The 22,602-nt window shown below is 73.0% G+C and carries 24 protein-coding genes; 21 read left to right on the forward strand and 3 right to left on the reverse strand.

Annotated elements, in window-relative coordinates:
• The first annotated feature begins 83 nt into the window (after nt 1–83).
• The 12 genes from ACYVP9_RS05515 to ACYVP9_RS05570 all read left to right on the forward strand — a co-directional run bounded on the left by ACYVP9_RS05515 (nt 84) and on the right by ACYVP9_RS05570 (nt 11,372).
• The gene (locus ACYVP9_RS05515) at nt 84–809 is read left to right on the forward strand and encodes a hypothetical protein (RefSeq protein ID WP_460603699.1); all 726 of its coding nucleotides are present in this window, start codon (nt 84–86) and stop codon (nt 807–809) included.
• Nucleotides 810–1,449: 640 nt separating this feature from the next.
• Complete coding sequence (locus ACYVP9_RS05520) at nt 1,450–2,394, forward strand: ABC transporter substrate-binding protein (protein ID WP_460603700.1); 945 nt, start codon at nt 1,450–1,452, stop codon at nt 2,392–2,394.
• Nucleotides 2,366–3,193, forward strand: coding sequence for an ABC transporter permease (locus tag ACYVP9_RS05525; RefSeq protein ID WP_460603701.1), 828 nt, complete (start codon nt 2,366–2,368; stop codon nt 3,191–3,193). Before ACYVP9_RS05520 ends, ACYVP9_RS05525 begins: the two co-directional genes overlap by 29 nt.
• Nucleotides 3,186–4,049 (forward strand): ABC transporter permease, encoded by an 864-nt coding sequence (locus ACYVP9_RS05530; RefSeq protein WP_460603702.1) that lies wholly within the window; start codon nt 3,186–3,188, stop codon nt 4,047–4,049. The genes ACYVP9_RS05525 and ACYVP9_RS05530 overlap by 8 nt, the downstream gene beginning before the upstream one ends.
• Nucleotides 4,050–4,086: 37 nt before the next feature.
• Nucleotides 4,087–4,863 (forward strand): ABC transporter ATP-binding protein, encoded by a 777-nt coding sequence (locus ACYVP9_RS05535; protein ID WP_460603703.1) that lies wholly within the window; start codon nt 4,087–4,089, stop codon nt 4,861–4,863.
• A gap of 2 nt (nt 4,864–4,865) precedes the next feature.
• Nucleotides 4,866–5,675: an IclR family transcriptional regulator gene (locus ACYVP9_RS05540; RefSeq protein ID WP_460603704.1), complete on the forward strand. Its 810-nt coding sequence runs from the start codon at nt 4,866–4,868 to the stop codon at nt 5,673–5,675.
• Nucleotides 5,672–7,003 carry an aspartate aminotransferase family protein gene (locus ACYVP9_RS05545; protein ID WP_460603705.1) on the forward strand — a complete coding sequence of 444 codons (1,332 nt, stop codon included), beginning with the start codon at nt 5,672–5,674 and terminating at the stop codon, nt 7,001–7,003. Before ACYVP9_RS05540 ends, ACYVP9_RS05545 begins: the two co-directional genes overlap by 4 nt.
• Nucleotides 7,004–7,100: 97 nt before the next feature.
• Nucleotides 7,101–8,120, forward strand: coding sequence for a YeiH family protein (locus ACYVP9_RS05550; protein ID WP_460603706.1), 1,020 nt, complete (start codon nt 7,101–7,103; stop codon nt 8,118–8,120).
• Nucleotides 8,121–8,131: 11 nt separating this feature from the next.
• Entirely contained in the window at nt 8,132–9,040 is a 909-nt protein-coding gene (locus ACYVP9_RS05555; RefSeq protein WP_460603707.1) for a LysR family transcriptional regulator, read from the forward strand.
• Nucleotides 9,041–9,158: 118 nt separating this feature from the next.
• The gene (locus ACYVP9_RS05560) at nt 9,159–10,523 is read left to right on the forward strand and encodes an HNH endonuclease signature motif containing protein (protein ID WP_460603708.1); all 1,365 of its coding nucleotides are present in this window, start codon (nt 9,159–9,161) and stop codon (nt 10,521–10,523) included.
• Between the two features lie 140 nt (nt 10,524–10,663).
• The gene (locus ACYVP9_RS05565) at nt 10,664–11,089 is read left to right on the forward strand and encodes a PPOX class F420-dependent oxidoreductase (protein ID WP_460603709.1); all 426 of its coding nucleotides are present in this window, start codon (nt 10,664–10,666) and stop codon (nt 11,087–11,089) included.
• 25 nt (nt 11,090–11,114) lie between these two features.
• Complete coding sequence (locus ACYVP9_RS05570; RefSeq protein ID WP_460603710.1) at nt 11,115–11,372, forward strand: DUF2630 family protein; 258 nt, start codon at nt 11,115–11,117, stop codon at nt 11,370–11,372.
• A gap of 1 nt (nt 11,373) precedes the next feature.
• On the opposite strand, the gene ACYVP9_RS05575 is transcribed toward ACYVP9_RS05570, so the two are convergent.
• Nucleotides 11,374–11,589, reverse strand: a complete 216-nt coding sequence (locus ACYVP9_RS05575; RefSeq protein WP_460603711.1) for a hypothetical protein — start codon at nt 11,587–11,589, stop codon at nt 11,374–11,376.
• Nucleotides 11,590–11,652: 63 nt separating this feature from the next.
• Between ACYVP9_RS05575 and ACYVP9_RS05580 the strand changes: the two genes are divergently transcribed.
• From ACYVP9_RS05580 to ACYVP9_RS05595, 4 genes are all read left to right on the forward strand, one after another.
• Entirely contained in the window at nt 11,653–12,390 is a 738-nt protein-coding gene (locus ACYVP9_RS05580; protein ID WP_460603712.1) for a hypothetical protein, read from the forward strand.
• Between the two features lie 157 nt (nt 12,391–12,547).
• Nucleotides 12,548–13,693: an ABC transporter permease gene (locus ACYVP9_RS05585; RefSeq protein ID WP_460603713.1), complete on the forward strand. Its 1,146-nt coding sequence runs from the start codon at nt 12,548–12,550 to the stop codon at nt 13,691–13,693.
• A complete protein-coding gene (locus ACYVP9_RS05590; protein ID WP_460603714.1) occupies nt 13,686–14,366 on the forward strand; it encodes an ABC transporter ATP-binding protein in 681 nt (226 codons plus the stop codon). Before ACYVP9_RS05585 ends, ACYVP9_RS05590 begins: the two co-directional genes overlap by 8 nt.
• Before the next feature lie 104 nt (nt 14,367–14,470).
• Nucleotides 14,471–15,871 carry a DUF4389 domain-containing protein gene (locus tag ACYVP9_RS05595; protein ID WP_460603715.1) on the forward strand — a complete coding sequence of 467 codons (1,401 nt, stop codon included), beginning with the start codon at nt 14,471–14,473 and terminating at the stop codon, nt 15,869–15,871.
• Between the two features lie 42 nt (nt 15,872–15,913).
• Here the strand turns inward: ACYVP9_RS05595 and ACYVP9_RS05600 are convergent, their stop codons facing one another.
• Nucleotides 15,914–16,483, reverse strand: a complete 570-nt coding sequence (locus ACYVP9_RS05600; RefSeq protein WP_460603716.1) for a neocarzinostatin apoprotein domain-containing protein — start codon at nt 16,481–16,483, stop codon at nt 15,914–15,916.
• Nucleotides 16,484–16,645: 162 nt separating this feature from the next.
• Between ACYVP9_RS05600 and ACYVP9_RS05605 the strand changes: the two genes are divergently transcribed.
• The 4 genes from ACYVP9_RS05605 (at nt 16,646) to ACYVP9_RS05620 (ending at nt 20,623) form a co-directional block, all read left to right on the forward strand.
• A complete protein-coding gene (locus ACYVP9_RS05605) occupies nt 16,646–17,554 on the forward strand; it encodes an ABC transporter ATP-binding protein (RefSeq protein ID WP_460603717.1) in 909 nt (302 codons plus the stop codon).
• Nucleotides 17,551–18,324: an ABC transporter permease gene (locus ACYVP9_RS05610; protein WP_460603718.1), complete on the forward strand. Its 774-nt coding sequence runs from the start codon at nt 17,551–17,553 to the stop codon at nt 18,322–18,324. Before ACYVP9_RS05605 ends, ACYVP9_RS05610 begins: the two co-directional genes overlap by 4 nt.
• 61 nt (nt 18,325–18,385) lie before the next feature.
• Nucleotides 18,386–18,841, forward strand: a complete 456-nt coding sequence (locus tag ACYVP9_RS05615; protein ID WP_460603719.1) for a PaaI family thioesterase — start codon at nt 18,386–18,388, stop codon at nt 18,839–18,841.
• Nucleotides 18,842–18,853: 12 nt separating this feature from the next.
• Nucleotides 18,854–20,623, forward strand: coding sequence for a bifunctional chorismate-binding protein/class IV aminotransferase (locus ACYVP9_RS05620; RefSeq protein ID WP_460603720.1), 1,770 nt, complete (start codon nt 18,854–18,856; stop codon nt 20,621–20,623).
• Here the strand turns inward: ACYVP9_RS05620 and ACYVP9_RS05625 are convergent.
• Nucleotides 20,571–21,935 carry an NAD(P)/FAD-dependent oxidoreductase gene (locus tag ACYVP9_RS05625; protein WP_460603721.1) on the reverse strand — a complete coding sequence of 455 codons (1,365 nt, stop codon included), beginning with the start codon at nt 21,933–21,935 and terminating at the stop codon, nt 20,571–20,573. The two genes, ACYVP9_RS05620 and ACYVP9_RS05625, sit on opposite strands and share 53 nt — an antisense overlap.
• A 51-nt stretch (nt 21,936–21,986) precedes the next feature.
• Here ACYVP9_RS05625 and ACYVP9_RS05630 point away from each other — a divergent pair, with 51 nt between their 5' ends.
• Nucleotides 21,987–22,568 (forward strand): TetR/AcrR family transcriptional regulator, encoded by a 582-nt coding sequence (locus ACYVP9_RS05630; RefSeq protein ID WP_460603722.1) that lies wholly within the window; start codon nt 21,987–21,989, stop codon nt 22,566–22,568.
• The last annotated feature ends 34 nt before the right edge of the window (nt 22,569–22,602 follow it).

A 22,602-nucleotide genomic window follows, 5' to 3' on the forward strand; every position in this document is an offset into this window, starting at 1 on the left:
CGCCGGGGTCCGTCCGCCCCTGCGCACCCTGGGTGGCCGCGGGTCACGCTCGTGCGACCGTGACCGACGCCGGGGGAGCAGCCATGACCGACGCCCACCAGGACCCCGACCCGCTGCTGACGGCCGTGCTCAACCTGTCCAGGTTCCACCGCGACCATGAGAAGTTCTATGCCTCGGCCCCGCGGGAGCAGGCGGTGACGCTGCAACGCCACGCACGCACCCTGCAGGGCCTTGCCGATCGCTGGAGCGAGGTGGAGTCGTCCCGGCGCGCGGTGCTGAGCCCCTACGAGGCGGCGGAGGACCTCAACGCGCCGGACGCCGTGCAGCTCGACGGCGTGCTGTTCCTCGAGGACGAGCAGCGCCCGGCCGAGCTGACCCGTCTCGTCCGCGATCTGCGCACACAGGCCGAGGACGCCGAGGCGACCGGCGCCTGGCTGGCGGCGGCCATGGAGGCGTCATGGAGCATGGCGTCCGCCCTCGCGCCGATCGACGGGCTGGCCGACGTGCTCGGCGAGCGGCACCGCATCATCGCCAACGACTGGCAGGCCGCCGACGCGACCGTTATGGCCGGGCGCATCCTGCATCGCGCCGCCGACCTGCTGGACGGGACCGACCTGCGACCGTCGGCGGTGCGCGCCGACCTCGCCGGCGCGCGGGTCACGTCGAAGCGGCTGTACTCGATCGCCGAGATGCTCGACCACGCCGCCGAACTCAGCAGCCGCGCGGCGGGCGCCGAGCTCGACAGCGAGCGGCGGTGGCGCACCTTCCGTGAGCGGGTCCGCTCGGTCGTGGATGCGCGATCCGACTGAGCCCGCGCGCCGAGGCCGTCCGGTACGCAATCGCACGACCGCGGACGACCGTGTTACGTCCGCGCCCGCAACGGCCCGGCGTGTCGCGTCCGGCTCCGCCCGCACGGCTCGAAGGCCGGTTAGCGTATGCGCCAAGTGAGACAACGTCTCGCCCATTGACGAGGGGGAACCCTCGTCCTAGCCTGAACGAACTCAACGGACTGACAGGAGTTTCGGGATGAGGAAAGCGGACGCCATCGGCGCGCTCCTCATGCCCAGCGTCGCGTCGCGCAGGTACGCCGAGCCGTTGCACGTCCTTCCTCCTCGTGAGGGCATGCGGCCGGGTACTGCTGCGGGCAAGACGCAGACGCTCTTCTAGCTGGGCCGTCCGAAGCACCACTCGTACGCGGCGCGTCGTCGAACGGCGACGTCTCGGTTGCACGCATCCCGGCGTCGGTTGCCGGGGACGCGACGTACGGGTGCCCGCCGTGCGCGGGATCTGCGGCAGTACGCCGTCCTCGACGTGTTTTGCGCGATGCTGCGCGAACAAGCGCGTCGTCCGAGTCGGCGTTCCACCACTGACGGACGTCCGTCGTTTCGCTCGTACCCCGTTGCTTCGTCCGGCCGGTCCCGGTCCACCCTCCCGGAAGGGGAATTCCCGTTGAAACGCATTGCCGCAACCCTCGCCGCCTCCGCCCTCGCTCTCGCAGCGTCGGCCTGCTCCAGCTCCGACGACTCCGGCGGCGGTGACGCGCTGCGCGTCACCACGATCGGTCTCTGCAACGAGCAGATCGCCTGGGGCATCGACCAGAAGATGTTCGGCGACCAGAAGATCGAGCTCGTGCCGGTGCAGAGCGGTGCCGCCGCCCTGGCGTCGCTGCAGGCCGGTGAGGCCGACATCGCGTTCGTGAACTCGCTGACCAGCTTCACCGCCATCAACAAGGGCCAGAAGGTCAAGATCATCTCGGACACCGGCCTGTCGACCAAGGGTGCCAACGGCTTGGTCGTCAAGAAGGGCGGTGACGTGAAGTCCGTGAAGGACCTGCAGGGCAAGACGATCGCCACCAACATCCTGGGCGGCCTCGGGCAGGTCATGACCGACTACTGGATCCAGAAGGAGACGGGCCAGAAGTCGACGGCCAAGTGGACCCAGCTGCCCTTCGACCAGCTGCTGCCCGCCGTCACCAACGGCAAGATCGCCGCCGCGCAGGTCGCCGCCGCGCAGGTCGTGCAGGGGGAGAAGGACGGCAGCGCCGTCAACCTCGGCAACCCGTTCTTCGCCACCACCGGTCCGGTGCCCACGGCGTTCTACCTCGCCGGCACGGACTGGATCGAGAAGAACAAGGACAAGGCCGAGACCTTCACGAAGGGGATCGAGAAGGCGTCCCAGTCGGCGAACGACCCGAAGAACGACGACAAGCGCTTCCCGGTGATGGCCAAGTACTGCAAGAGCACCCCGGAGGCTGTGGCGTCCGAGCCCGAGGCGACCTTCGAGGGTCTGCTGACCATGTCGGCGTACGACTCGCTGGTCTCGGTGCTCAAGAAGGCCGGCGCCATCACCGACAAGGGACTCGACGGTGCCGTCGCAGACTTCGCCGTCAAGTAGCACGAACAGCTCCCGGCCGGCGGACGTCCGCTCCGCCGGCCGGGAGCGGGCGAGCACCGTCGTGCTCGGCACGCTGGGCGTGCTCAGCGTGCTGCTCGCCTGGCAGCTCGTGCACGTCACCGAACTGGTGCCGAAGAACTCGCTGCCGGGCCCGCTCGCGGTGATCGGACGGTTGCCGTCGCTGCTGCAGGACGCCGAGTTCCTCGACGGCATCGGCAGCACCCTGCAGGCCTGGGTCGTCGCGCTCGGCGTGGCGACCGCGGCGGGGGTCGTGCTCGGGCTGCTGTCGGGCAGCAACCGGCACCTCGTCAAGCCGAGTGCGGTGGCGGTCGACGCGTTCCGGTCGATCCCGGCGACCGCGCTGATCCCGATCGCGATCCTGCTGTTCGGACTGGGCCTCGAGATGAAGGTGTCCATCGCCGTCTACGCCATCGTGTGGCCGATCCTGATCGGCACGGTGTACGGCGTGGCCAGCACCGAACCGCTGCGTCTCGACGCGGCACGTTCGATGCGCTGGTCCTGGTGGCGTCGCCAGCTCGTCGTCATCCTCCCGAGCGCGTTGCCCTACATCCTCACGGGTGTGCGCATCGCGTCCGGCACCGCGCTCGTCACCGTGCTGTCGGCCGAGCTGCTCGGCGCGAAGGCGGGCGTCGGCACGGTGATGTTGCGCTACCAGAACGCACTGCGCGTCGAAGAGGTGTACGCGGGCGTGCTCGTCGTCGGAGCGCTCGGAGCGCTGATGTACACCGGCATCGCGTTCGCGCAGCGCCGACTCGTGAAGTGGGTGTCCTTTGCCTGAGACACTGACGCCGGCCGAGCGCGTGGCGACGACGACCGTTCCGCGGGCCCGGCGGCGGACGAGCCGCCGGTTCCTGTCGAGCGTCGGAAACCTCTGGATGGTGGGCGCGATCCTGCTGAGCTGGGAGGTCGTCGCGCGGCTCGCGGTGACCGACTACTTCCCGCCGCTGTCGACGGTGCTGCGCGAGTTCGGGTCGATGTGGTTCTCGTCCGACTGGTCGCAGCTGTTCTTCTCCGACCTGCTGGTCGACGCGGTCACGTCCAGCCTCGGGCGTTTCGCCCGCGGCTGGCTGCTCGCAGTGGTCGTCGGCATCGCGGTCGGGTTCGTGATCGGGCGCAGCGAGATTGCAGCCAAGCTCTACCGGCCGGTGATCCGGTTCTGGATGTCGATCCCGAAGGTCGTCCTGCTGCCCATCGGTGTGCAGATCTTCGGCATCGCTGGCAGCATGAACGTGTTCCTGATCTTCATCGGCACCGTCTGGGTCATCATGATCAACACGGCGGACGGCATCGCCGGGGTGGACCCTGCGTGGTTGCGCAGCGCGCAGAGCATGCACGTGAGCCGGCGCGTCTTCTACTTCCGGGTGCTGCTGCCGGCGGCGTCCCCGCACATCTTCGCGGGCCTGCGAGTGAGCATCGGCATCGGCCTGATCCTCATGATCGTGTCGGAGCTCTACGCGACGACCGAGGGTCTCGGCTACCAGATCGTGCTGTACCAGACGAGCTTCGAGTACGTGAAGATGTGGTCGGCGTTCCTGTTGATCGCGCTCGTCGGCATCCTGCTGAACCTCGCCTTCGGGCTCATCGAGAAACGCGCGCTCCGCTGGCAGCGGCGCAGCTCCCTGGCCGGCCTGTGAACCGGCAGACGTCCGTCCCGAGTTGGAGAACACGACCATGACGCTGACCGTCGAGAACGTGACCAAGACCTACGGCGAACGCGAGGCGCTGTCGGCGACCTCGCTCGTCATCGAGGACAACGAGTTCGTGTCGATCGTCGGCCCGTCCGGGTGCGGCAAGTCGACGCTGCTCATGATCATGGCCGGCCTGCTGAAGGCGTCGGGTGGCACCGTCAGCCTGGACGGGCAGGTCGTGAGCGGGCCGCCACTGGGCCTGGCCGTCGTCTTCCAGGACTACTCGCGCTCGCTGTTCCCGTGGCTGACCGTCCGCAGCAACCTGTCGATGGCGGCTGCGGCGTACAAGCTCGGCAAGCGCGAGACCGCCGAGCGGGTCGAGCGGGCGCTCGTCGCGGTCGGCCTCGAGGGCACGGCCGACCTCTACCCGTATCAGATGTCGGGCGGCATGCAGCAGCGCGTGGCCATCGCCCGCGCGCTGGTGGTGCAGCCGGAGGTCATGCTCATGGACGAGCCCTTCGCCGCGGTCGACGCGCAGACCCGCGCCGATCTCGAGGACCTCGTGCTGCGTGTGCGGCGGGAGTACAAGGTGACGGTCGGTTTCGTCACCCACGACATCGACGAGGCGGTGTACCTCGGCGACCGGGTCGTGGTGCTGGCCGCGCACCCGGGCCGGATCATCGCCGACGTGCCGGTGCACCTGCCCCGGCCGCGTGACCAGGTGAAGACCAAACTGGAACCCGACTTCAGCCTGTTGCGCAGTCAGGTGTTCGAGCTCGTCATGCGACCGACCCCGGCCGGCGCGTCGCCGGACCGGTGACCGTGGCGGCCGAGCGGCTCGCCCCCCGCGACACCATTCAGGCGGTGCACCGCGCGGCGCTGGTCCTCGGGCTGTTCACGGTGCGCCGTCCCCGGTTGCCGGGCCGTGAGATCGCCGACCGGCTCGGCGCCAGCAGGACCACCGCGCAGCGCTACACGATGGCACTGCGCAGTGTCGGCCTGCTGCGCTACGACGAGCGCACGGCGTTGTACTCGCTCGGGCCGCGGGTGCTGGACCTCGAGGCGTCGGCGCGAGCCGGGTCGCCGGTCGCCCGGACGGCCGAGCCCGTGATGGCCGAGCTCGCCGTCCGCACGCGGTGCACCGTCGTGCTCACCGTGTGGGACGGCGCGTCGGCGCTGGTCATCGGCGTCGTCGACGACACCGACGAGGCCGTGCGCGTCGCGCTCGACGCCGGTGCGCGCCTGGACGCCGTCGGCTCGGCACCGGGCCGCGTGCACTGCGCGTTCCTCCCGGCCGGCGGCCCCGCGGCCGACGCGGTGCAGGACACCGCGCTCGCAGCCGATCTCGCGCGCATCAGGCAGGGCGGGCTCTCGACCGGGCCACCCGACGCGGGCGGCGTGCGCATGCTGGCGGCACCGGTGTTCCGGCGCGGGACGCCCCTCGCCGCCCTCGCCCTCGTCGGCACGGCGGGTGTGCTGCCCGACGGCGTCGGGTCCTCGGCAGCCGGCGCGCTGCACACCGCCGCGCAGACGGTGTCGCGGCTGCTCGACGCCGCACCGCCCGACGGCAGCGGAGGCCGCGCCGGAGGGGATGGACGCAACGCCGGAGGGGCTCCTACCGTGACGGCATGACGACCACGGACCGTCCCGCCGCCGCGACGGGTGAAGCCTTCTGGACGAGCGCCGACCGGCACCTCGTCCGCTACTTCGGCCACGGCGGCTTCACCCGCGAGATCATCGAGTCGGCGTCCGGATCGTTCGTGACGACGGCGGACGGACGGCGGTTGCTCGACTTCACGTCCGGTCAGATGAGCGCGATCCTAGGCCACTCGCATCCGGAGATCGTCGCGACCGTCGAGCACGGCGTGCGCACGTTGGACCACCTGTTCAGCGGCATGCTCAGCCGTCCGGTGGTCGAGCTGGCCGAACGGCTGGCGCAGTCGCTGCCCGACCCGCTCGAGAAGGTGCTGTTGCTGACGACGGGCGCGGAGTCGAACGAGGCCGCCATCCGCATGGCCAAGCTCGTCACCGGCAGGCACGAGATCGTGTCGTTCGCGCGCTCGTGGCACGGCATGACCCAGGCCGCCGCCAACGCGACCTACAGCTCCGGCCGCAAGGGCTACGGCCCCGCCGCGCCGGGCAACTTCGCCATCCCGGCGCCGAACACCTACCGTCCGGACGTCACCACGCCCGACGGCGAGCTCGATTGGCAGCGGCAGCTGGACCTCGGTTTCGAGCTGGTCGACGCGCAGTCGGTCGGCAGCCTCGCGGCCTTCATCGCCGAGCCGATCCTCAGCTCGGGCGGCCTGCTCGAACCTCCGCCCGGCTATTTTGCTGCACTCGCGCGCAAATGCCGGGAGCGCGACATGCTGCTGATCCTCGACGAGGCGCAGACGGGGTTGTGCCGCACGGGCACCTGGTACGCCTTCGAGCGCGACGGAGTCGTGCCCGACATCCTCACGCTGTCGAAGACGCTGGGCGCGGGCCTGCCGCTCGCCGCGATGATCACCTCGGACGAGATCGAGCGGACGGCGCACGAGCGCGGGTTCCTGTTCTTCACCACCCACGTCTCGGATCCGCTGGTGGCGGCGGTCGGCAACACCGTCCTCGACGTGCTCGAACGCGATCGGCTCGACGAACGGTCGCGCGCGCTGGGCGCCCGGCTGCAGAACGGGCTGCGCGACCTCGCGACGCGGCACGAGGTGATCGGCGACGTGCGCGGCCGCGGGTTGCTCGTCGGGCTCGAACTGGTCACCGACCGCGCGACGAAGCAGAGTTCGGACGAACTCGGCGCCGCCGTCACGAGGCGCTGCCTCGAGCTCGGGCTGCACATGAACATCGTGCAGCTGCCCGGCATGGGCGGCGTCTTCCGCATGGCCCCGCCGCTCACCGCGTCCGAGGACGAGATCGACCTGGGCATCGGCATCCTCGACGAGGCCTTGGCCGACGTCGCGCCCTGACATCAGGGCGGGTCCTCGCGGGTCATAGGCGCCGGTTATGACCGCGGCAACCACGCGGTCGGTATCGGGCCGGCCCGTCCCGACGGAGCATCGACGCATGACCACCGTCGCGCACCGCAACACCATCCGGCCCCGTCGCTCGGCGGTGCTGCCGGGACTCGCGCTGTGCGCCGGAATCGCCGCCCTCGCCACGGTCGGCGGACGGTTCGTCCCGCTGGTCGGCGCGCCCGTCATCGGCATCGTCGTCGGCGTGGTGTGGCGGCTCGCCGCGGGCGTGCACCCGCGCCTGGACGCGGGCATCGACCGGTCGAAGGGGTTCGTCCTGCAGCTGGCGGTCGTCGTGCTCGGCACGCAGCTGTCGCTCGGACAGATCGCGGACGTCGGCCTCGGGTCGCTGCCCGTCATGCTCTGCACGCTGGCCGCCTGCCTGGCGGTCGCCTACGTCGTCGGCCGGCGGCTGGGCGTGGACGGTGACCTGCGCACCCTGGTCGGCGTCGGCACCGCGATCTGCGGCGCCAGCGCGATCGCCGCGGCCGGACCGGTGCTGAAGGCCCGCAGCAATCACATCGCGTACGCGGTGTCGACGATCTTCCTGTTCAACGTGGTCGCGGTGCTCGTCTACCCGCCGCTGGGACACGCCCTTGGGATGAGCCAGACGGACTTCGGCCTGTTCGCCGGCACCGCCGTGAACGACACGAGTTCCGTCGTCGCGACGGCGTCGGAGTACGGTCCGGCGGCCACCGACCACGCGGTCGTCGTGAAGCTCGTCCGCTCGCTCATGATCATCCCGGTGTGCCTGGCGCTGGCCGCCGTCGTGCGGCGCCGCGAGGCACGCGCCACGGGGGCCGTCGTCCGGGTCCACCCGCTGCGGCTCGTGCCGTGGTTCCTCGTCGGGTTCGTGCTCGTCGCCGCGCTCAACACGCTCGGTGCGGTGCCGTCGGGCGCGCACGGCGCGCTCTCGCACGTCTCGCTGTTCCTCATCACCACGGCACTCGTGGGCATCGGGCTGTCGACGAACCCGTCCGAGCTGCGCCGCACCGGGCCGCGTCCGCTGCTGCTCGGACTCGTGCTCAGCGTGACGGTCGCGGCGACCAGCCTGCTGCTCCAGGTGGTGTAGACACGCAGACGATGCCACTGCCCGCCTGGACCCCGGACCTCGAGTCGCTCGACCTGCTGCTGAGCGTCGCCGAGCTCGGCAGCGTCGGCAAGGCCGCCCACGCCCACGGCATCAGCCAGCCCGCCGCCAGCGCGAAGCTGCACCGGCTCGAGCGCCGCGTCGACCTGGCGCTGTTGACCCGCACCGCCGCCGGATCCACGCTCACCCCGATCGGCCAGGCGTTCGCGGCGTGGGCGCGTGACGTCGTCGCCGCCGCCGGCACGCTGTCGGGCAACGTGACGTCGCTTCGGGTCTCGCAGTCGGCGAAGCTGCGCATCGCGGCCAGCCTCACCAACGCCGAGTACCTGATGCCGCGCTGGCTGCTCGTGCTGCGGCGCGAGAACCCGTCGCTCGACGTCTCCGCGGTCGTGGCCAACTCCCACGACGTGTGCGACCGGGTGCGTTCAGGAGCGGCCGATCTCGGGTTCGTCGAGATGCCGGCGGTGCCCGCCGATCTGTCGCACGCCGACATCGGCGCGGACACGCTGACGGTCGTGGCCGCGCCCGACTACCCGGCCGCGCGGGCCTCCCGTCCGCTCACGCCGACGGACCTGCTCGAGCAACCGCTGCTGCTGCGCGAGATCGGGTCGGGCACCCGCGACACGTTCCTCGCCGCCCTGGCCACGGCGCTCGGACGGGACACGGTGGCGCCCGCGCACGCCGTCGAGCTCGGCTCGACCTCGACCATCCTCGCCACCGCGCGTGCCGGCGGTGGGCTCGGCGTGCTCAGTGCGCGCGCGGCGGGCACCGACATCGAGCACGGCAACCTCGTCGAGGTGCCGGTCGCCGGGCTGGCCGCGGCGCGTCCGCTCAGCGCGGTGTGGATGGGGGCGACGCCGTCGCCTTCTGCGGCACTGCTGATCGAGGTGGCGCGCCGCTGATCGACCGTCCGTCCGGGCGCCCTGGATCGGTCGCATCGGCGGCGTGGCCTGTGCGGTGGCCGTCGATCCAACGAGAACCGAATGGACCCGTGTTCGAATAAAACCGATAATAGAACACGTGACGACGGCCCTCGGCTCCGACAGCGTGACGATCGCGCTCGGTCGATACCGCGACGCCGTGGCGGGGCTGTGCGAGGTGCCGCTCGACGTGCTGTCCGACGACGATCTGCTCGACGTGGTGCGCGAGGCCGAAACGGTGGCCCGGCAGGTCGCACCGGTCACGCACCGGTTGACGGCCGAGATCGACCGGCGCGGTCTCGCACGCGAGCACGGCTGCGCGTCGACCGGCGTCCTGCTCACCTCTCTGCTGCGGTTGTCGTCCGGGGAGGCCCGCGCGCGGGTCCGGGCCGCCGAACGGCTCGCTCCGCGGCGCACGCTGAGCGGCGAGGCGCTGCCGCCGCTGTACCCCGCTGTCGCGGCGGCCCAGGCGGCCGGCGACATCTCCGAGCGGCACACCGCCGAGATCACCACGACGATCGAGAAGCTGCCGGACGAGGTCGACCAGCGCGGCGAGGTCCCCGCCATCGAGACCTTCCTGGTCGAGCAAGCGCGCAGCTTCGCTCCCGAGCAGCTCGCGAAGATCACCCGCCACCTGCTCGACACCCTCGACCCGGACGGCAGTCCCGAGAACGACCGTCGCCGTGACCGGCACCGCGACCTGACGTTCCGCCGGCGCGCGGACGGCTCGGTGACCGGACGCTTCGACGGCACCGCCGAGTTCGGTGAGGTGTTGCAGAGCGTTCTCGACGTGACGGCAGCGCCGCGGCCGGAGTCGGACGGTGCGCGCGACCCGCGCACGCCAGGGCAGCGACGCCACGACGGCCTGCTCGACGCGCTACGCCTCACACTGCGCGCCGGCGACCTGCCCACCGCGAACGGCGTGGTCGCCACCGTCGTGCTCACCGGTACCGCGGACCAGTGGGTCTCCGGTGAGGGGCTGATGCGCACCGGCCACGGTGCGCTCGTCACCGTCGCGGCCGCCAAACGGATGGGCAACGGCGAGACCCGCCTGTTCCCCGTCACTCTCGACGGCTTCGCAGACGCCGAGACCGCCGACACGGCGAGCATCGAGCGAATCTTTCGTACCGTGCGACCGATCACCGGGTACGGCACCGCCCACCGGCTGTTCACCGAACGCGACCGACTGGCCATGATCGCCCGCGACATCGGCTGCACCTTCCCCGGCTGCACCGTCCCCGCCCTGTGGTGCGAAGCCGACCACGTCACCGACTGGGTCGACACCGGCCGCACCAGCGTCGACGACGGTCACCTCGCCTGCCCGCATCACCACCGCGAGAAGGACCGCAACGGCTGGGCCGTCGTCATGATCGGCGGCCTGCCCCACTGGGTACCGCCACCCTGGATCGACCGCCGGCGGACACCCGTACGCAACCGCGCCCACGACCCGACCGCGGTGCGATGACGCTGATCCGTGTGCAGAACCGGCGTCTCAGCACGCGGGAGGAGCGGGGACTCGCCGTCGATCGGCGACGCGACGCGTCGTACAAGCTGTCCTTCTCGATCGACCCTGTCCGACGCGGCGCGGGGGAGCACACTCGGGGTATGACCGACTTCGATCCCCGTGCCCTGCTCGCCGAGGCGCGTCTCGGCGTGCTCGCGACCATCAAGGCGGACGGGTTGCCGCAGCTCTCACCGGTGACGCCCTTCTACGACCGGTCGGCGGAGACGCTGCGCGTGTCGATGACCGAGGGCCGCGCCAAGACCCGCAACCTGCGTCGCGACCCGCGCGCCTCGGTCGAGGTGACGAGTGCGGACGGCCGGGCGTGGGCGACCGCCGAGGGCACCGTCGAGCTCGTCGGTCCGGGTGACACGCCCGACCACCCGGCGGTCGAGGCGCTCGTCGAGTACTACCGCGCCGCGGCGGGGGAGCACCCCGACTGGGACGAGTACCGCGCCACCATGGTGGCGGACGAGCGGGTGCTGATGACCCTCACCGTGCAGCGCGTGTACGGGCAGTCGATGGGGTGACGCTCCCGGAAGGCAGGATGGACGCATGACCGATGCCACGGGCGCGACCGGCGACCGCACGATCCTGCACCACATCGACGAACTCGTCGCCGAGGAGAAGCAGCTGCGGGGCACCCGCGGCGGGCTCGACGACGAGGGACGCGCGCGCCTGCGCCACCTCGAGGAGCAGCTCGACCAGGCGTGGGACCTGCTGCGTCAGCGGCGGGCGCAGGAGGAGTTCGGCGGCGACCCCGACGCCGCGCACGAGCGCAGCGTCGGCGAGGTCGAGGGCTACCAGCAGTAGCTCACCCGGCGGCGGGGACGGCCGGCGGCGCGACCGGCGCCGCCGTCCGTCGAGGCGTCGTCGCCGGCGCCACCAGGGCGGCCGGCAGGGCGACCCCGGCGTACGTCCACCAGGCGTGCCGGAAGGCCGTGTGCGTCGCGGCGTACCCGGACGGGGTGCCAGCACCCCCCGAGACCGGCGTGGTGGGCGCGCGCGACGCACGGGGCAGCAGCCTCATGGCAACCGTCGCGCCGCGGCACGGTGATCACATCAGATCGCCACCCCGTCTCAGGAGCCCGCCATGACCGCCACCGTCCCGCCCGCCGCCCGACCCGACATCCGTCCGATCGACATCCCGGCCGAACCGCACGGCACCGTCGTCCCCGCGTCCACAGGCTTGCGCCGCAGGGCGCTCGGTGTCGCGGTGATCGCCGGCAGCGTGCTCACCGTCGCCGGGTTCGCCACGACCGTGTGGGAGGTCGACGAGACGAAGCTGTCGTACCTGAACTCGCTCGACGTCAACCCCACACAGAGCCAGATCGCCGCCCTGCTGCTGCACTTCGGCTACATGGCCTTCGCCGCCGCGCTGCTCGTGCTGGCCGCCATGACCCGCGGCCTGCGCTCGAAGTTCGTGACCGTCGCCCTCGGCGTCGCCGGCGCCGGCGCGGTCACCCTGCCGGGCCTGCTCGTCACCGACTTCTACGACCTCGCCATCCGGCAGACCCTGCCCGACGACCAGGCCGTCGCCACGAGTGACAAGGCGAGCGAGTACGGCCTCGGCGCCGTCATGGCGGTGCCCGCCGTGTTCGGCCTCGTGCTCGGCCTGATCGCGGTGATGATCGCCGCCGCGCGGGCCCGGAAGCTCCACTGGTCCGTGCCGCCGGTCTTCGCCGTCGGCTTCTTCGTCCCCGTGTTCCTCGGCGCGCAGGGCTGGGTCGTCAACACCGGCGGCGCCGCGGTCGCGTTCGGCGCGCTCGCGTTCGTCGGCGTGAAGGCGCTGCGCATGTCCGACGAGCAGTGGGTGACCGGCACGCGCTGACCGACGTCGCCGGCGACCCGGGGCCGCCCACCACCACGGTGGGCGGCCCCGGGTGCGTCGGGCGCGTCGGGCACGTGGGGTCGCGAGACCGGGAGACCCGTCCGGACCACGCCCTTCGCCCCGGGCGCCCACGCGCCGATCCGCCGACCATCGGGACATGTCCACGGCGTCGCACCGAACGGGGCTCACCCTGCCGCGGCTCGTGCTGCACAACGTGGTGACCCGCAAGCTGCGCCTGGCGCTGACCGCGGCCGCGATCGCGGTCGGCGTCATGACGGTCGTGACGTTCCACGTCGTCGACCACAGCCTGAAGGCGAGCGCGGTCGCGATCATGCAGACCGGACGGGCCGACTTCACCGTCGCGCAGCGCGGCGTCTCGGACCTGCTGAACAGCGCCGTCGACCAGGGGACGCTGACACGCGTCGCCGCCGACCCGCGCATCGCCGCCGCGACCGGCGTCCTCATCGCCACGACCAGGCTCGACGCCGCGAACCCCCTGTTCCTCGAGATCGGCATCGACCCCCACTCGCTGGCCGACTTCGGCGTGACGGTGGTGTCCGGCCGCCCGTTCCGCACCGACGCCACGCGGGAGGTCCTGCTCGGGTGGCGGGCCGCCGACAACCTGCACGCGCGGGCCGGGGACCGCGTCACGCTGGACGGCGTGCGACGGCGGGTCGTCGGCATCTACTCGACCGGGCAGGCGCTCGGCGACGCCGGGGCGATGCTGCCGCTGGTGCCGTTCCAGGCCGAACGGCGCCAGCCCGGCCAGTACACGCTGGTGTTCGTCCGCACGCGCCAGGGCGCGTCGATCGCCGGCCTGCGAGCCGACATCGAGCACCGGTTCCCGCAGCTGGTGACCGTGCGGACGGCAGAGGACTTCGGCCGCGCCGACCGCAGCCTCGCCCTGATCAGTGCGGCCGACCGCGCCGCCCAGGTCCTCGCCGTCCTGGTCGGCGCGATCATCGTCATGACGACGATGACGATGGCGTTCATCGAACGGACGCGGGAGTTCGGGGTGCTCGCCGCCGTGGGCTGGCCCGGCCGGCGGATCCTCGCGATGATCATGGGGGAAGCAGCGGTCATCGGGTTGCTCGGAGCTGCGGTCGGCGTCGCCCTCTCCTTCGCCGCGACCCAGGCGGTGGGTCAGTTGCCGGGTCTGCGCGGCATCCTGCACCCGGAGTACACGACCACGGCGTTCTGGCGCGCGCTCTGGACCGCGGCAGCCATGAGCCTGCTCGGGGCGGTGCACCCGGCGGCGCGCGCTGCCAAACTGTCGCCGCTGGAGGCGCTGCGCCGTGAATGAGACCGGGCACGGGCCGGCGGTGCGGGTACGTGACGTCCACAAGCACTTCGACCGGGGCGCCGTGCGCGCGCTGCGCGGGCTGGACCTCACGGTGCGGCAGGGGGAGTGGGTGGCGGTGACCGGCCCCTCGGGGTGCGGCAAGTCGACCTTGCTGCACCTGTTGGCCGCACTCGACGCCCCGAGCTCCGGGCTCGTCGAGGTCGACGGCACCGACCTCGCGCACCTGCGCAACCCGGCGCGCTACCGCGCACAACATGTGGGTTTGGTCTTCCAACTGCACCATCTGTTACCGAACCTCGGCGCGGTGCAGAACGTCGAGGTGGCGATGATCGGCACGGGGCGGGGGCCGCGCGAACGGCGGCGCCGCGCGTTGCAGCTGCTGGCGGACGTCGACCTGGCGGGGCGGGAGCGGCGCGACCCGACGCGGTTGTCCGGCGGCGAACGCCAGCGCGTCGCGATCGCGCGAGCGCTCGCGAACGACCCGCCCCTGCTTCTGGCGGACGAGCCGACCGGCAGCCTGGACACCTCGTCGGTGCGCCGCGTGCTGGACCTGCTCGTGCGCCTGCGCAGCGACCGGCCCGAGCTCACGATCGTGATGGTGACGCACGACGCGGCCGTGGCCCGCGCAGCGGACCGGACCGTCGCCATGGCGGACGGGCGCGTCCTGGACTGACGCCCGGGAGGTGGCGGCGAAGCTCCTGCCGGCGCGGTGACGTTCGTCCCTGCTCCCGTCCGCCGCGGCGGGCGACGGTGGCGGGACCGCATCCGGGAGGTGCCATGTCGGTCACGACCTATCCCGTCCACGTCGACGCGTCGCTGGACCCGCGCCTGAACCGCTGGCTGTGGCTCGTGAAGTGGCTGCTGGCCGTGCCGCACTACATCGTGCTGGCGTTCCTCTGGGTGGGGTTCGCCGGCGTCAGCGTGATCGCGTTCTTCGCGATCCTCCTGACGGGGAGGTACCCACGGGTTCTGTTCGACTTCAACGTCGGGGTGCTGCGGTGGACCTGGCGTGTCGCCTACTACACGTACGGGGCTCTCGCCACGGACCGGTACCCGCCGTTCAGCCTCGCCGAGGACCCGACCTACCCGGCCCACCTCGAGATCGACTACCCGCACCGGCTGTCCCGCGGGCTCGTCCTGGTCAAGTGGTGGCTGCTGGCGATCCCGCACTACCTCGTCGTCGGCGTGTTCGTCGGCGGCGGCTGGGCGCTCTGGCGCACCCGGGAGGCGGCGGGCGGCGCGATCGGCCTGATCGACCTGCTCGTTCTGGTCGCCGCCGTCGTGCTCGCGTTCACCGGCCGCTACCCGCAGCAGATCTTCGACTTCGTCCTCGGGATGAACCGCTGGGCGTTGCGCGTCGCCGCGTACGCCGGGCTCATGACCGACCGGTACCCGCCGTTCCGCCTCGACATGGGCGGACACGAGGCGGGGACGGTGACGATGAGCAAGCCCGCGGCTGCGCCCACGGTGGAGCCGGCTCCGCCGGGGGAGCACCGCCGACCCCGCGGCGGGTGGACGGGCGGCCGGGTCACGTCGTTGGTCGCCGGCATCCTCATGGGGATCCTCGCGCTGGGCATCGTGGGGGCCGGCGGCGTCGCGGCCTGGGCGACGTCGACCCAGCGGGGTGCGGGCGGCTACATCAGCAGCGACCGGCACACGTTCCGCACCGACGGCTACGCGGTCACGAGCGACCGCATCGACCTCGGCAATGCCGGCGACGCCGTGACACCCGGGGACGTGCTCGGGACGGTGCGCATCCGCGTCCGCGGGATCGACGCCACCGACGACGTGTTCGTGGGCATCGCGCCGAAGGCCGACGCCGACCGCTACCTGCGGGGTGTGAGCCACCTCGTCGTCACCGGGTGGGATGGGTCGGACCGGACGCGTTCGGGCAGCGGACGCGCGCCGGCGGTGCGACCGTCCGAGGCGGGGATCTGGAGCGCCAGCGCGAAGGGCACCGGGCCGCAGACCCTGACCTGGACGCCGAGCGGCGGCGACTGGACGGTCGTCGTCATGAACGCCGACGGCCGCCCCGGGCTGGGGGTGAGCGCTGACGTCGGCGCGACCGTGCCCGACCTCGCCCTCATCGCGACGGTCCTGCTGGTGGGCGGCGGAGTGCTGCTCGCGGTGGCCGTGCCGCTCGTCGCGGTGGCGGCCCTGCGCGCGAGCCGGCGCTGAGGGTGCCGCTGAGGGTGCCGCTGAGAATGCTCGGCGCCGGCGCTACGAGCCGGCCGGCCCGAAGCTGATGGGCGCGTTGGCCTGTTCCGTCGGGGTCAGCGACGCCTGCGTGACCGAGATCAGGCAGCGGACCGTCGCGCTGCAGACGACACCGCTCGAGCCGAACGGGCCGCGGACGACGGCGAGACGCGCGGCGACGGTGCCGCGCGCGCTGCTGACGGCCGACTGCATCGCGGCGAGGTTGCAGTCCGACGGTCCGGTCGCCGTGCCCCGGTCCGCGCACTGCACGACCTGCAGGGCCTCGCCCGGCGTGAAGCCGGTGGCCCGCACGGCCACGGTCTGCCCGTCACGCAGGTGCCGCGAAGGCAGCACCACCACCTTCTGCTCGCGCACGCCGGCCGATGCCGTCGGTGACACCGGCAGCGCCGACGGGACCGACGAACTCGCCGGGGGTGGGCTCGGTGTCGTCGCGGACGAGGACCCGCTCGCGGTGCCGGACGATCCGCCCCCGTCGCTTCCGCAGGCGGCGGCGATCGTCACGGCCGCGACGGCTGCGAGGAGCCGGCCGCGAGCCGCGGGACCGGGGATGTCATGGGACGGCAAGGAGTTCACGGTCGTGAGCCTGACGCCGGGCGGACGCGGGCACCCGGTCCGGAAGGCGCGCCGAGGAGGGGCCGTCCGGCTCGTGGTCGGCCACGCCGAACGGCCCTGGGGTCGGCGTCGCCGTGCGACGAGGGTCGGCGGGGTCCGGGCGGAACGGTGACAGGAGCGGGCGTGGACGTCGTCACCGTTCGGCACCTGCACAAGCGGTACAAGCACGTCACCGCGGTGGAGGACGTCTCCTTCGACGTGGCGGAGCAGGAGATCTTCGGCGTCCTCGGGCCCAACGGCGCCGGCAAGACCACGCTGGTCGAGTGCGTCCAGGGTCTGCGGCACCTCGACGGCGGCACGGTCCGGGTGCTCGGGCTCGACCCGGCCACCGACTCGGCGCGGCTGCGACGCCTCATCGGCTCGCAGCTGCAGGACTCCGCCCTGCCCGGACGGCTGCAGGTCGCCGAGGCGCTCGAGCTGTTCGCCTCCTTCGCCGAGCACCCGGTGAACAGCGCGGAGCTCATCGAGCGCTGGCGGTTGGGAGCCCAGCGCGACACCGCCTTCGATGCGCTGTCGGGCGGCCAGCGGCAGCGGCTGTTCATCGCCCTCGCGTTCGTGAACTCGCCGAAGGTGGTCTTTCTCGACGAGCTCACGCAGGGACTCGACCCGCAGGCTCGGCACGCGACGTGGCAGCTGGTGCGCGAGGTCCGTGACGCCGGCACGACCGTCGTGCTCGTCACGCACTTCATGGACGAGGCCGAGCGGCTCTGCGACCGCGTCGCGGTCGTCGATCGCGGCCGGCTCGTGGCGCTGGACACGCCGCAGGGCCTCATCGACGGTCTGGGACTCCCGTCCACGGTGCGGTTCACCGCGGACGGCGCCGACCTCGAACGGTTGCGTCGCCTCGACGCGGTGGAGTCCGTCGAACGGCTCGAGTCCGGTGTCGAGGTGCGCGGGCGCGGGCCCGTCCTGGCGCTGGTGGCCGCCGATCTCGTGGCGCAGGGTCACGCTCCGGTCGACCTGCGCATCGAGCGGCCGACCGTCGAGGACGCGTTCCTCTCGCTGACCGGGCGGGGGGTCGAGGACGAGTGAGGGCGCTGCGCGAGTACACGGCCATGACGCGGGTCGAGCTGCGGCTGTTCCGCCGCGACCCGTTCTCGGTCGTGTTCGTGCTCGCGTTCCCGATCATGATGATGACGCTGCTGGCCTCGGTCTTCGGCAACGACTCCGCCGCCGTCACCGAGCGCCAGAACGGGATGCTCGTCTGGAGGGGACTCGACCCGGCCGAGTACTACGCCGTTGCCTCTGTGGCGGTGATGGTCGCCGCGCTCGGGCTGATGACGCTGCCGATAACCCTGGCGGGGTACAGGGAGCGGGGCGTGCTGCGTCGCTTCCGCGCCTCGTCGGTGCCCACGTGGTCGCTTCCCGCCGCCCAGCTCTCCCTCTTCCTCGTCACGTCCGGGGCCGGCGCGGTGATCGTGGGCGTCATTGCCCGCGTCGCGTACGGCGCGAGCCTGCCGCAGGACCCGCTCGGCGTGGTCGTCGCGCTGCTGCTCGGCAATCTCGCCTTCGCGGCGGTCGGCCTGCTGCTGGCCGCCGTCGTCCGCACCGCCCGCTCGGCTCTCGGCGCCGGCCTGCTCGCGTTCTTCGCGCTGTGGTTGCTGTCCGGCACGGCCCCGCCGCGCGCGGTGCTGCCTCTCGGGCTCCGCGCGGCCGGTGGCGCCCTCCCGCTGGCACACCTGCTGACCGCGCTGCAGGACCCGTGGTTCGGGTTCGGGTGGCGCGCGACCGACCTGCTGGTGCTGGCGGCCTACGCCGTGGCCGCCGGGGTCCCGGGGCTGTGGTTGCTGCGCCGTTCGTGAGGTGAGGGCGCGCGTCATCCCGAGTCCGCGGCGTCGACCCGCGTGCGACAGGATCGCGGACGTGACCACCGACCTGTCCATCCAGGAGCACTACACCCCGCAGCTGCGCTGCTTCGGCTGCGGGCCGGCCAACGAGCGCGGCCTGCGTTTGCGCAGTTTCACGCAATCGGACGGGTCCGTCCGCGCCGTCTTCGAGCCGTGGCCGGAGCACGACAACGGCCTCGGCTACCTCAACGGCGGCATCATCGCCACGCTGCTCGACTGCAACAGCGCCGCCGCCGTGTACGTCGAGGCCGAACGGCTCGGGCTCGCCCCGGACGGCACGTTGCAGTTCGTCACCGCCGGCCTGGACGTCCGTTTCCGGCGACCGTCCCCGCTCGTCGAGCCTGCCGAACTGGTGGCCCGGGTCAGCGAGTCGAGCGCGGACGCCGTCACCGTCGACACCGAGCTCTGGTGGCAGGGCAAGGTGCGGGCGTCGGCGAGCGCGCTCTGGAAGCGCTGGCGCCCCCGAACCTGACATCCTGCGGCCATGACCGCGCGGTTCGACGACCTGGTGGCGGGGTCCGCTCTCGCCTTCGGGCCGCCGCAGCAGGTGATCAGCGCGTCCCGCCCCGACGAGGTCCGTCCCGCCCTGGAGGCGGTCGACGCCGCCACGCGCGGCGGGGAGTGGGCCCACGGATTCGTCGCGTACGAGGCCGCCGCCGGGCTGGACCCCGCTCTCACCGTCGCGACGGGCGACGGCACCCCTCTGGTGTGGTTCGCGGTCACCGGGCCGCCGCTCGCCGTCGAGCCCGTCACCACCGGCGGCGGGTACCGCACCCCCGCCTGGACGTTCGACCGCGACACCGACGGCTACCGCCGCGACGTCGACCGGGTCCGCGCGCACATCGCGGCGGGGGAGACGTACCAGTTGAACCTGACGACCCGGCTGCGCGCGTCGTTCGACGGCGACCAGCGGGGCCTCTACGCCGACCTCGCACTGCGACAGCGTCCGGCCTACGCGGCCTACGTCGACACCGGACGTCACGTGGTGGCGTCCGCGAGCCCCGAACTGTTCTTCGAGTGGACGGGCGACACGCTGCTCACCCGTCCGATGAAGGGCACCGCCGCCCGCGGCCGCACCCCGGCCGAGGACGCCGCGGTGCGCCGCGCGCTGCTGTCCAGCGCCAAGGAGCGGGCCGAGAACGTCATCGTCGTCGACCTGCTGCGCAACGACCTGGGCCGCATCGCCGTGACGGGGACGGTGCGCGCGGCGCCGCTCGGCACGGCGGAACGCTACGAGACGGTGTGGCAGCTGACGTCCGACGTCGCCGCCCGCGTCGGCCCCGGCACGACCCTGACGGACGTGTTCACCGCGCTGTTCCCGTCCGGATCGGTGACGGGCGCGCCGAAACCGCGCACGATGCAGCTGATCCGGCAGCTCGAGGGACGTCCGCGCGGCGTCTACTGCGGCGCGGTCGGCTGGGTGGCGCCGCCGGGCGAGCCGGTGCGGGCCCGCTTCGGCGTGGCCATCCGCACCGCGGTGCTCGACCGCGACGCCGGCCGGGTCACCTACGGCGTCGGCGCCGGCATCACGTGGGGCTCCGACCCGGACGCCGAGCTCGCCGAGCTGCACGCCAAGGCCCGCATCCTCGACGGCCCGCCCCCCGAGTTCGGGCTCGTCGAGACCCTGCGGCGCGACGGTGACGGCCTGCGCAACCGGGACCGGCACCTCGACCGGCTCGCCGCGTCGGCCGCGCACTTCGGGTTCCGGTTCGACCGCCGAGCGGCCACGGCGACCCTGGACGCCGCGCCCGAGGGACGGCTGCGCCTGGTGCTGCACCGCGACGGCCGGCTCGACCTGCACACCGCACCGCTGCCCGCGGCCGTCGCCGCCCCGGTCGCGCTCGTGGTCGACGACGAGCCCGTCGACCTGTCCGGCCCGTGGCCGTGGCACAAGACCACGCGCCGCGAACCCTACGAGCGCCGCGCCGCCCGGCACGGTGTCGACGGCGTCACCCGCGACGTGGTGCTCGTCAACGACCGCGGCGAGGCGGTCGAGACCACCATCGCGAACCTCGCCGTGCTGCTGGACGGTGTCTGGTGCACCCCGCCCCTGGACGCCGGCTGCCTCCCGGGCGTCGAACGGGCCCGCCTGCTCGCCGACGGCACGCTGCGCGAGCGCCCGGTGCCGGTGACCGAGCTGCGCCGGGCCGAGGCGCTCGCCGTGGTGAACTCGCTGCGGGGATGGCGGGCCGCCGAGCTGGTCAGCGACCCGACAGCACGTCCGCCAGTCGTGCCGACCGGCTCGTCCGGGTGACGTCCGGACGGGCCTCGCGCCGGTCCGCCGTCCGGTAGAGGGCGTACATGGCCTGGACGCCCAGCCAGCGCAGCGGCTCGGGTTCCCAGCGACGCACCCGGCGCGCCACCCACGGCAGGCGGGTCAGTGCCGTCTCGCGGCCGAGCACGAGGTCGGCCAGCGTCGCCCCGGCCAGGTAGGTCGTCGTCAGACCGTTGCCGACGTAGCCGCCGGCCGTGCCCAGTCCCGTCGCCGGGTCGTGCGCGACCGTGGTGCACCAGTCGCGCGGCACCCCGAGGACACCGCACCAGGCGTGTTCGACCGGCACGTCCCGCGCCGCCGGGAACAACGTCCGGAGCATGCCGGTCAGCGACGCGACGGTCGCGTCCCGGGTGCGGCCGTCGACGTCCGTCCGTGACCCGAACCGGTAGGGGTTGCCCCGACCGCCGAGCGCGATGCGACCGTCGGCCGTGATCTGCGCGTAGACGTAGGCGTGGGCGGCGTCGCCGAGCGTCGCGGGGGAGCGCCATCCGATCGCGTCGCGCACGTCGCCGGGCAGGGGGGCGGTGACGATCATCGACGAGTTCATGGGCAGCCAGTCGCGGCGGGCGCCGGCGAGGCTCGCGGTGAAGCCCTCGAGGCAGCGCAGCACGTGCCGGGCGCGCACCGTGCCCCGGTCGGTGCGTATGAGCCCCGGCTCGATCGCCGATGCGGTGGTGCCCTCGTAGACGGTCACGCCACGCCGCTCGACCGCCCCGGCGAGACCGCGCACCAGCCGGGCGGGGTCGACCCGGGCGCAGTGCGGCGTGAACGCGGCGGCCACCGCGCCCGCGACCTCGATGCCCGTGTCGCCGGGCGCGACGAGCTGCAGGTCGCCGTCGCCCCACGCGTGCTGCTCCGCGACCTCGGCGCGCAGCCGGTCGGCCTGGGCCGGGTTGCGGGCCACCGTCACCGTCCCCGCCTTCGCCGCGTCGGCTTCGATGCCCTCGTCCGCCAGCACGCCGAGCACGTCGTCGACGGCCGTCCGCAGCGCGGCCAGCAGCGCGACGACACCCTCGCGGCCGTGTGCCGCCGCGTAGCGCCGGCGCGACCCGGACAGCTCCGCCGACAGCCACCCGCCGTTGCGGCCGGACGCGCCGAAGCCCGCGAACCGCCGCTCGACGACGCGGACGTCGAGATCCGGACGGGCGGCCGCGAGGTGGTACGCGCTCCACAGCCCGGTCAGTCCGCCGCCGACGACGGCGACATCGCACGTGACGTCGCCGTCGAGGGGCGGACGGGCTGCCGGGTCTCCGAGGCGGTGCTGCCAGAAGGACACGTCGCCGTTGCGCATCCGGCCATTGTGACTACTGACACGGACGTAGCAGCGAGGCAGACTGGTGCCATGACGTCGCCGCGCCGGGCCGAGTTGCTCGAGGCGGCGTACGAGTGGGTGCTCGACCACGGGCCGTCCGCGCTGTCGCTGCGCCCGGTCGCCGAGGCGATCGGCTCGAGCACCGGGGTGCTGCGCTTCCTGTTCGGCACCAAGGACGGGCTGGTGACCGCCGTCCTCGACCGCGCCCGCCAGGACGAGCGGGCCCTGCTCGCCGGCACCACCGCCGCCGGGCCCGGCGACCTCGCCGAGACCGCCGCCCAGCTGTGGCTGTGGCTGGCGGCGCCGCAGCACCGGCGGCAGCTGCGCCTGTGGACGGAGTGCTACGCGCTGTCGCTGCGCGCCACCGGCGAGGACGACCCGTTCGCCACGTTCGCGCGGGCGACCGTCGCCGACTGGCTGGCGGTGCTGCGCGGCGCCCAGCCCGCGCGCACCCGCGACACCGCCGACGCCGCGGCCGCCCGCACCGCCGTGCTCGGTGTGCTGCGCGGTTGCCTGCTCGACCTGCTGGCCACCGGCGACCTGCCCCGCACCACCCGCGCCGTCCGCCACGCCCTCGGCAGCGTCGCGGGCCCGTCCGGCGGGTATGTGTGACGGACCGTGTGTGTTCCGGCCCTCCCGGCCGTGC

It is taken from the genome of Jatrophihabitans fulvus, from assembly GCF_054781375.1.

Excerpts from the sequence above, each read along its gene's own strand:
- ACYVP9_RS05550 (WP_460603706.1), top strand. The coding sequence starts at position 7,101 with ATGACCACCGTCGCGCACCGCAACACCATCCGGCCCCGTCGCTCGGCG.
- ACYVP9_RS05585 (WP_460603713.1), top strand. The coding sequence starts at position 12,548 with ATGTCCACGGCGTCGCACCGAACGGGGCTCACCCTGCCGCGGCTCGTG.
- ACYVP9_RS05575 (WP_460603711.1), bottom strand. The coding sequence starts at position 11,589 with ATGAGGCTGCTGCCCCGTGCGTCGCGCGCGCCCACCACGCCGGTCTCG.
- ACYVP9_RS05630 (WP_460603722.1), top strand. The coding sequence starts at position 21,987 with ATGACGTCGCCGCGCCGGGCCGAGTTGCTCGAGGCGGCGTACGAGTGG.
- ACYVP9_RS05545 (WP_460603705.1), top strand. The coding sequence starts at position 5,672 with ATGACGACCACGGACCGTCCCGCCGCCGCGACGGGTGAAGCCTTCTGG.
- ACYVP9_RS05515 (WP_460603699.1), top strand. The coding sequence starts at position 84 with ATGACCGACGCCCACCAGGACCCCGACCCGCTGCTGACGGCCGTGCTC.
- ACYVP9_RS05595 (WP_460603715.1), top strand. The coding sequence starts at position 14,471 with ATGTCGGTCACGACCTATCCCGTCCACGTCGACGCGTCGCTGGACCCG.
- ACYVP9_RS05620 (WP_460603720.1), top strand. The coding sequence starts at position 18,854 with ATGACCGCGCGGTTCGACGACCTGGTGGCGGGGTCCGCTCTCGCCTTC.
- ACYVP9_RS05555 (WP_460603707.1), top strand. The coding sequence starts at position 8,132 with ATGCCACTGCCCGCCTGGACCCCGGACCTCGAGTCGCTCGACCTGCTG.
- ACYVP9_RS05625 (WP_460603721.1), bottom strand. The coding sequence starts at position 21,935 with ATGCGCAACGGCGACGTGTCCTTCTGGCAGCACCGCCTCGGAGACCCG.
- ACYVP9_RS05580 (WP_460603712.1), top strand. The coding sequence starts at position 11,653 with ATGACCGCCACCGTCCCGCCCGCCGCCCGACCCGACATCCGTCCGATC.
- ACYVP9_RS05570 (WP_460603710.1), top strand. The coding sequence starts at position 11,115 with ATGACCGATGCCACGGGCGCGACCGGCGACCGCACGATCCTGCACCAC.
- ACYVP9_RS05565 (WP_460603709.1), top strand. The coding sequence starts at position 10,664 with ATGACCGACTTCGATCCCCGTGCCCTGCTCGCCGAGGCGCGTCTCGGC.
- ACYVP9_RS05535 (WP_460603703.1), top strand. The coding sequence starts at position 4,087 with ATGACGCTGACCGTCGAGAACGTGACCAAGACCTACGGCGAACGCGAG.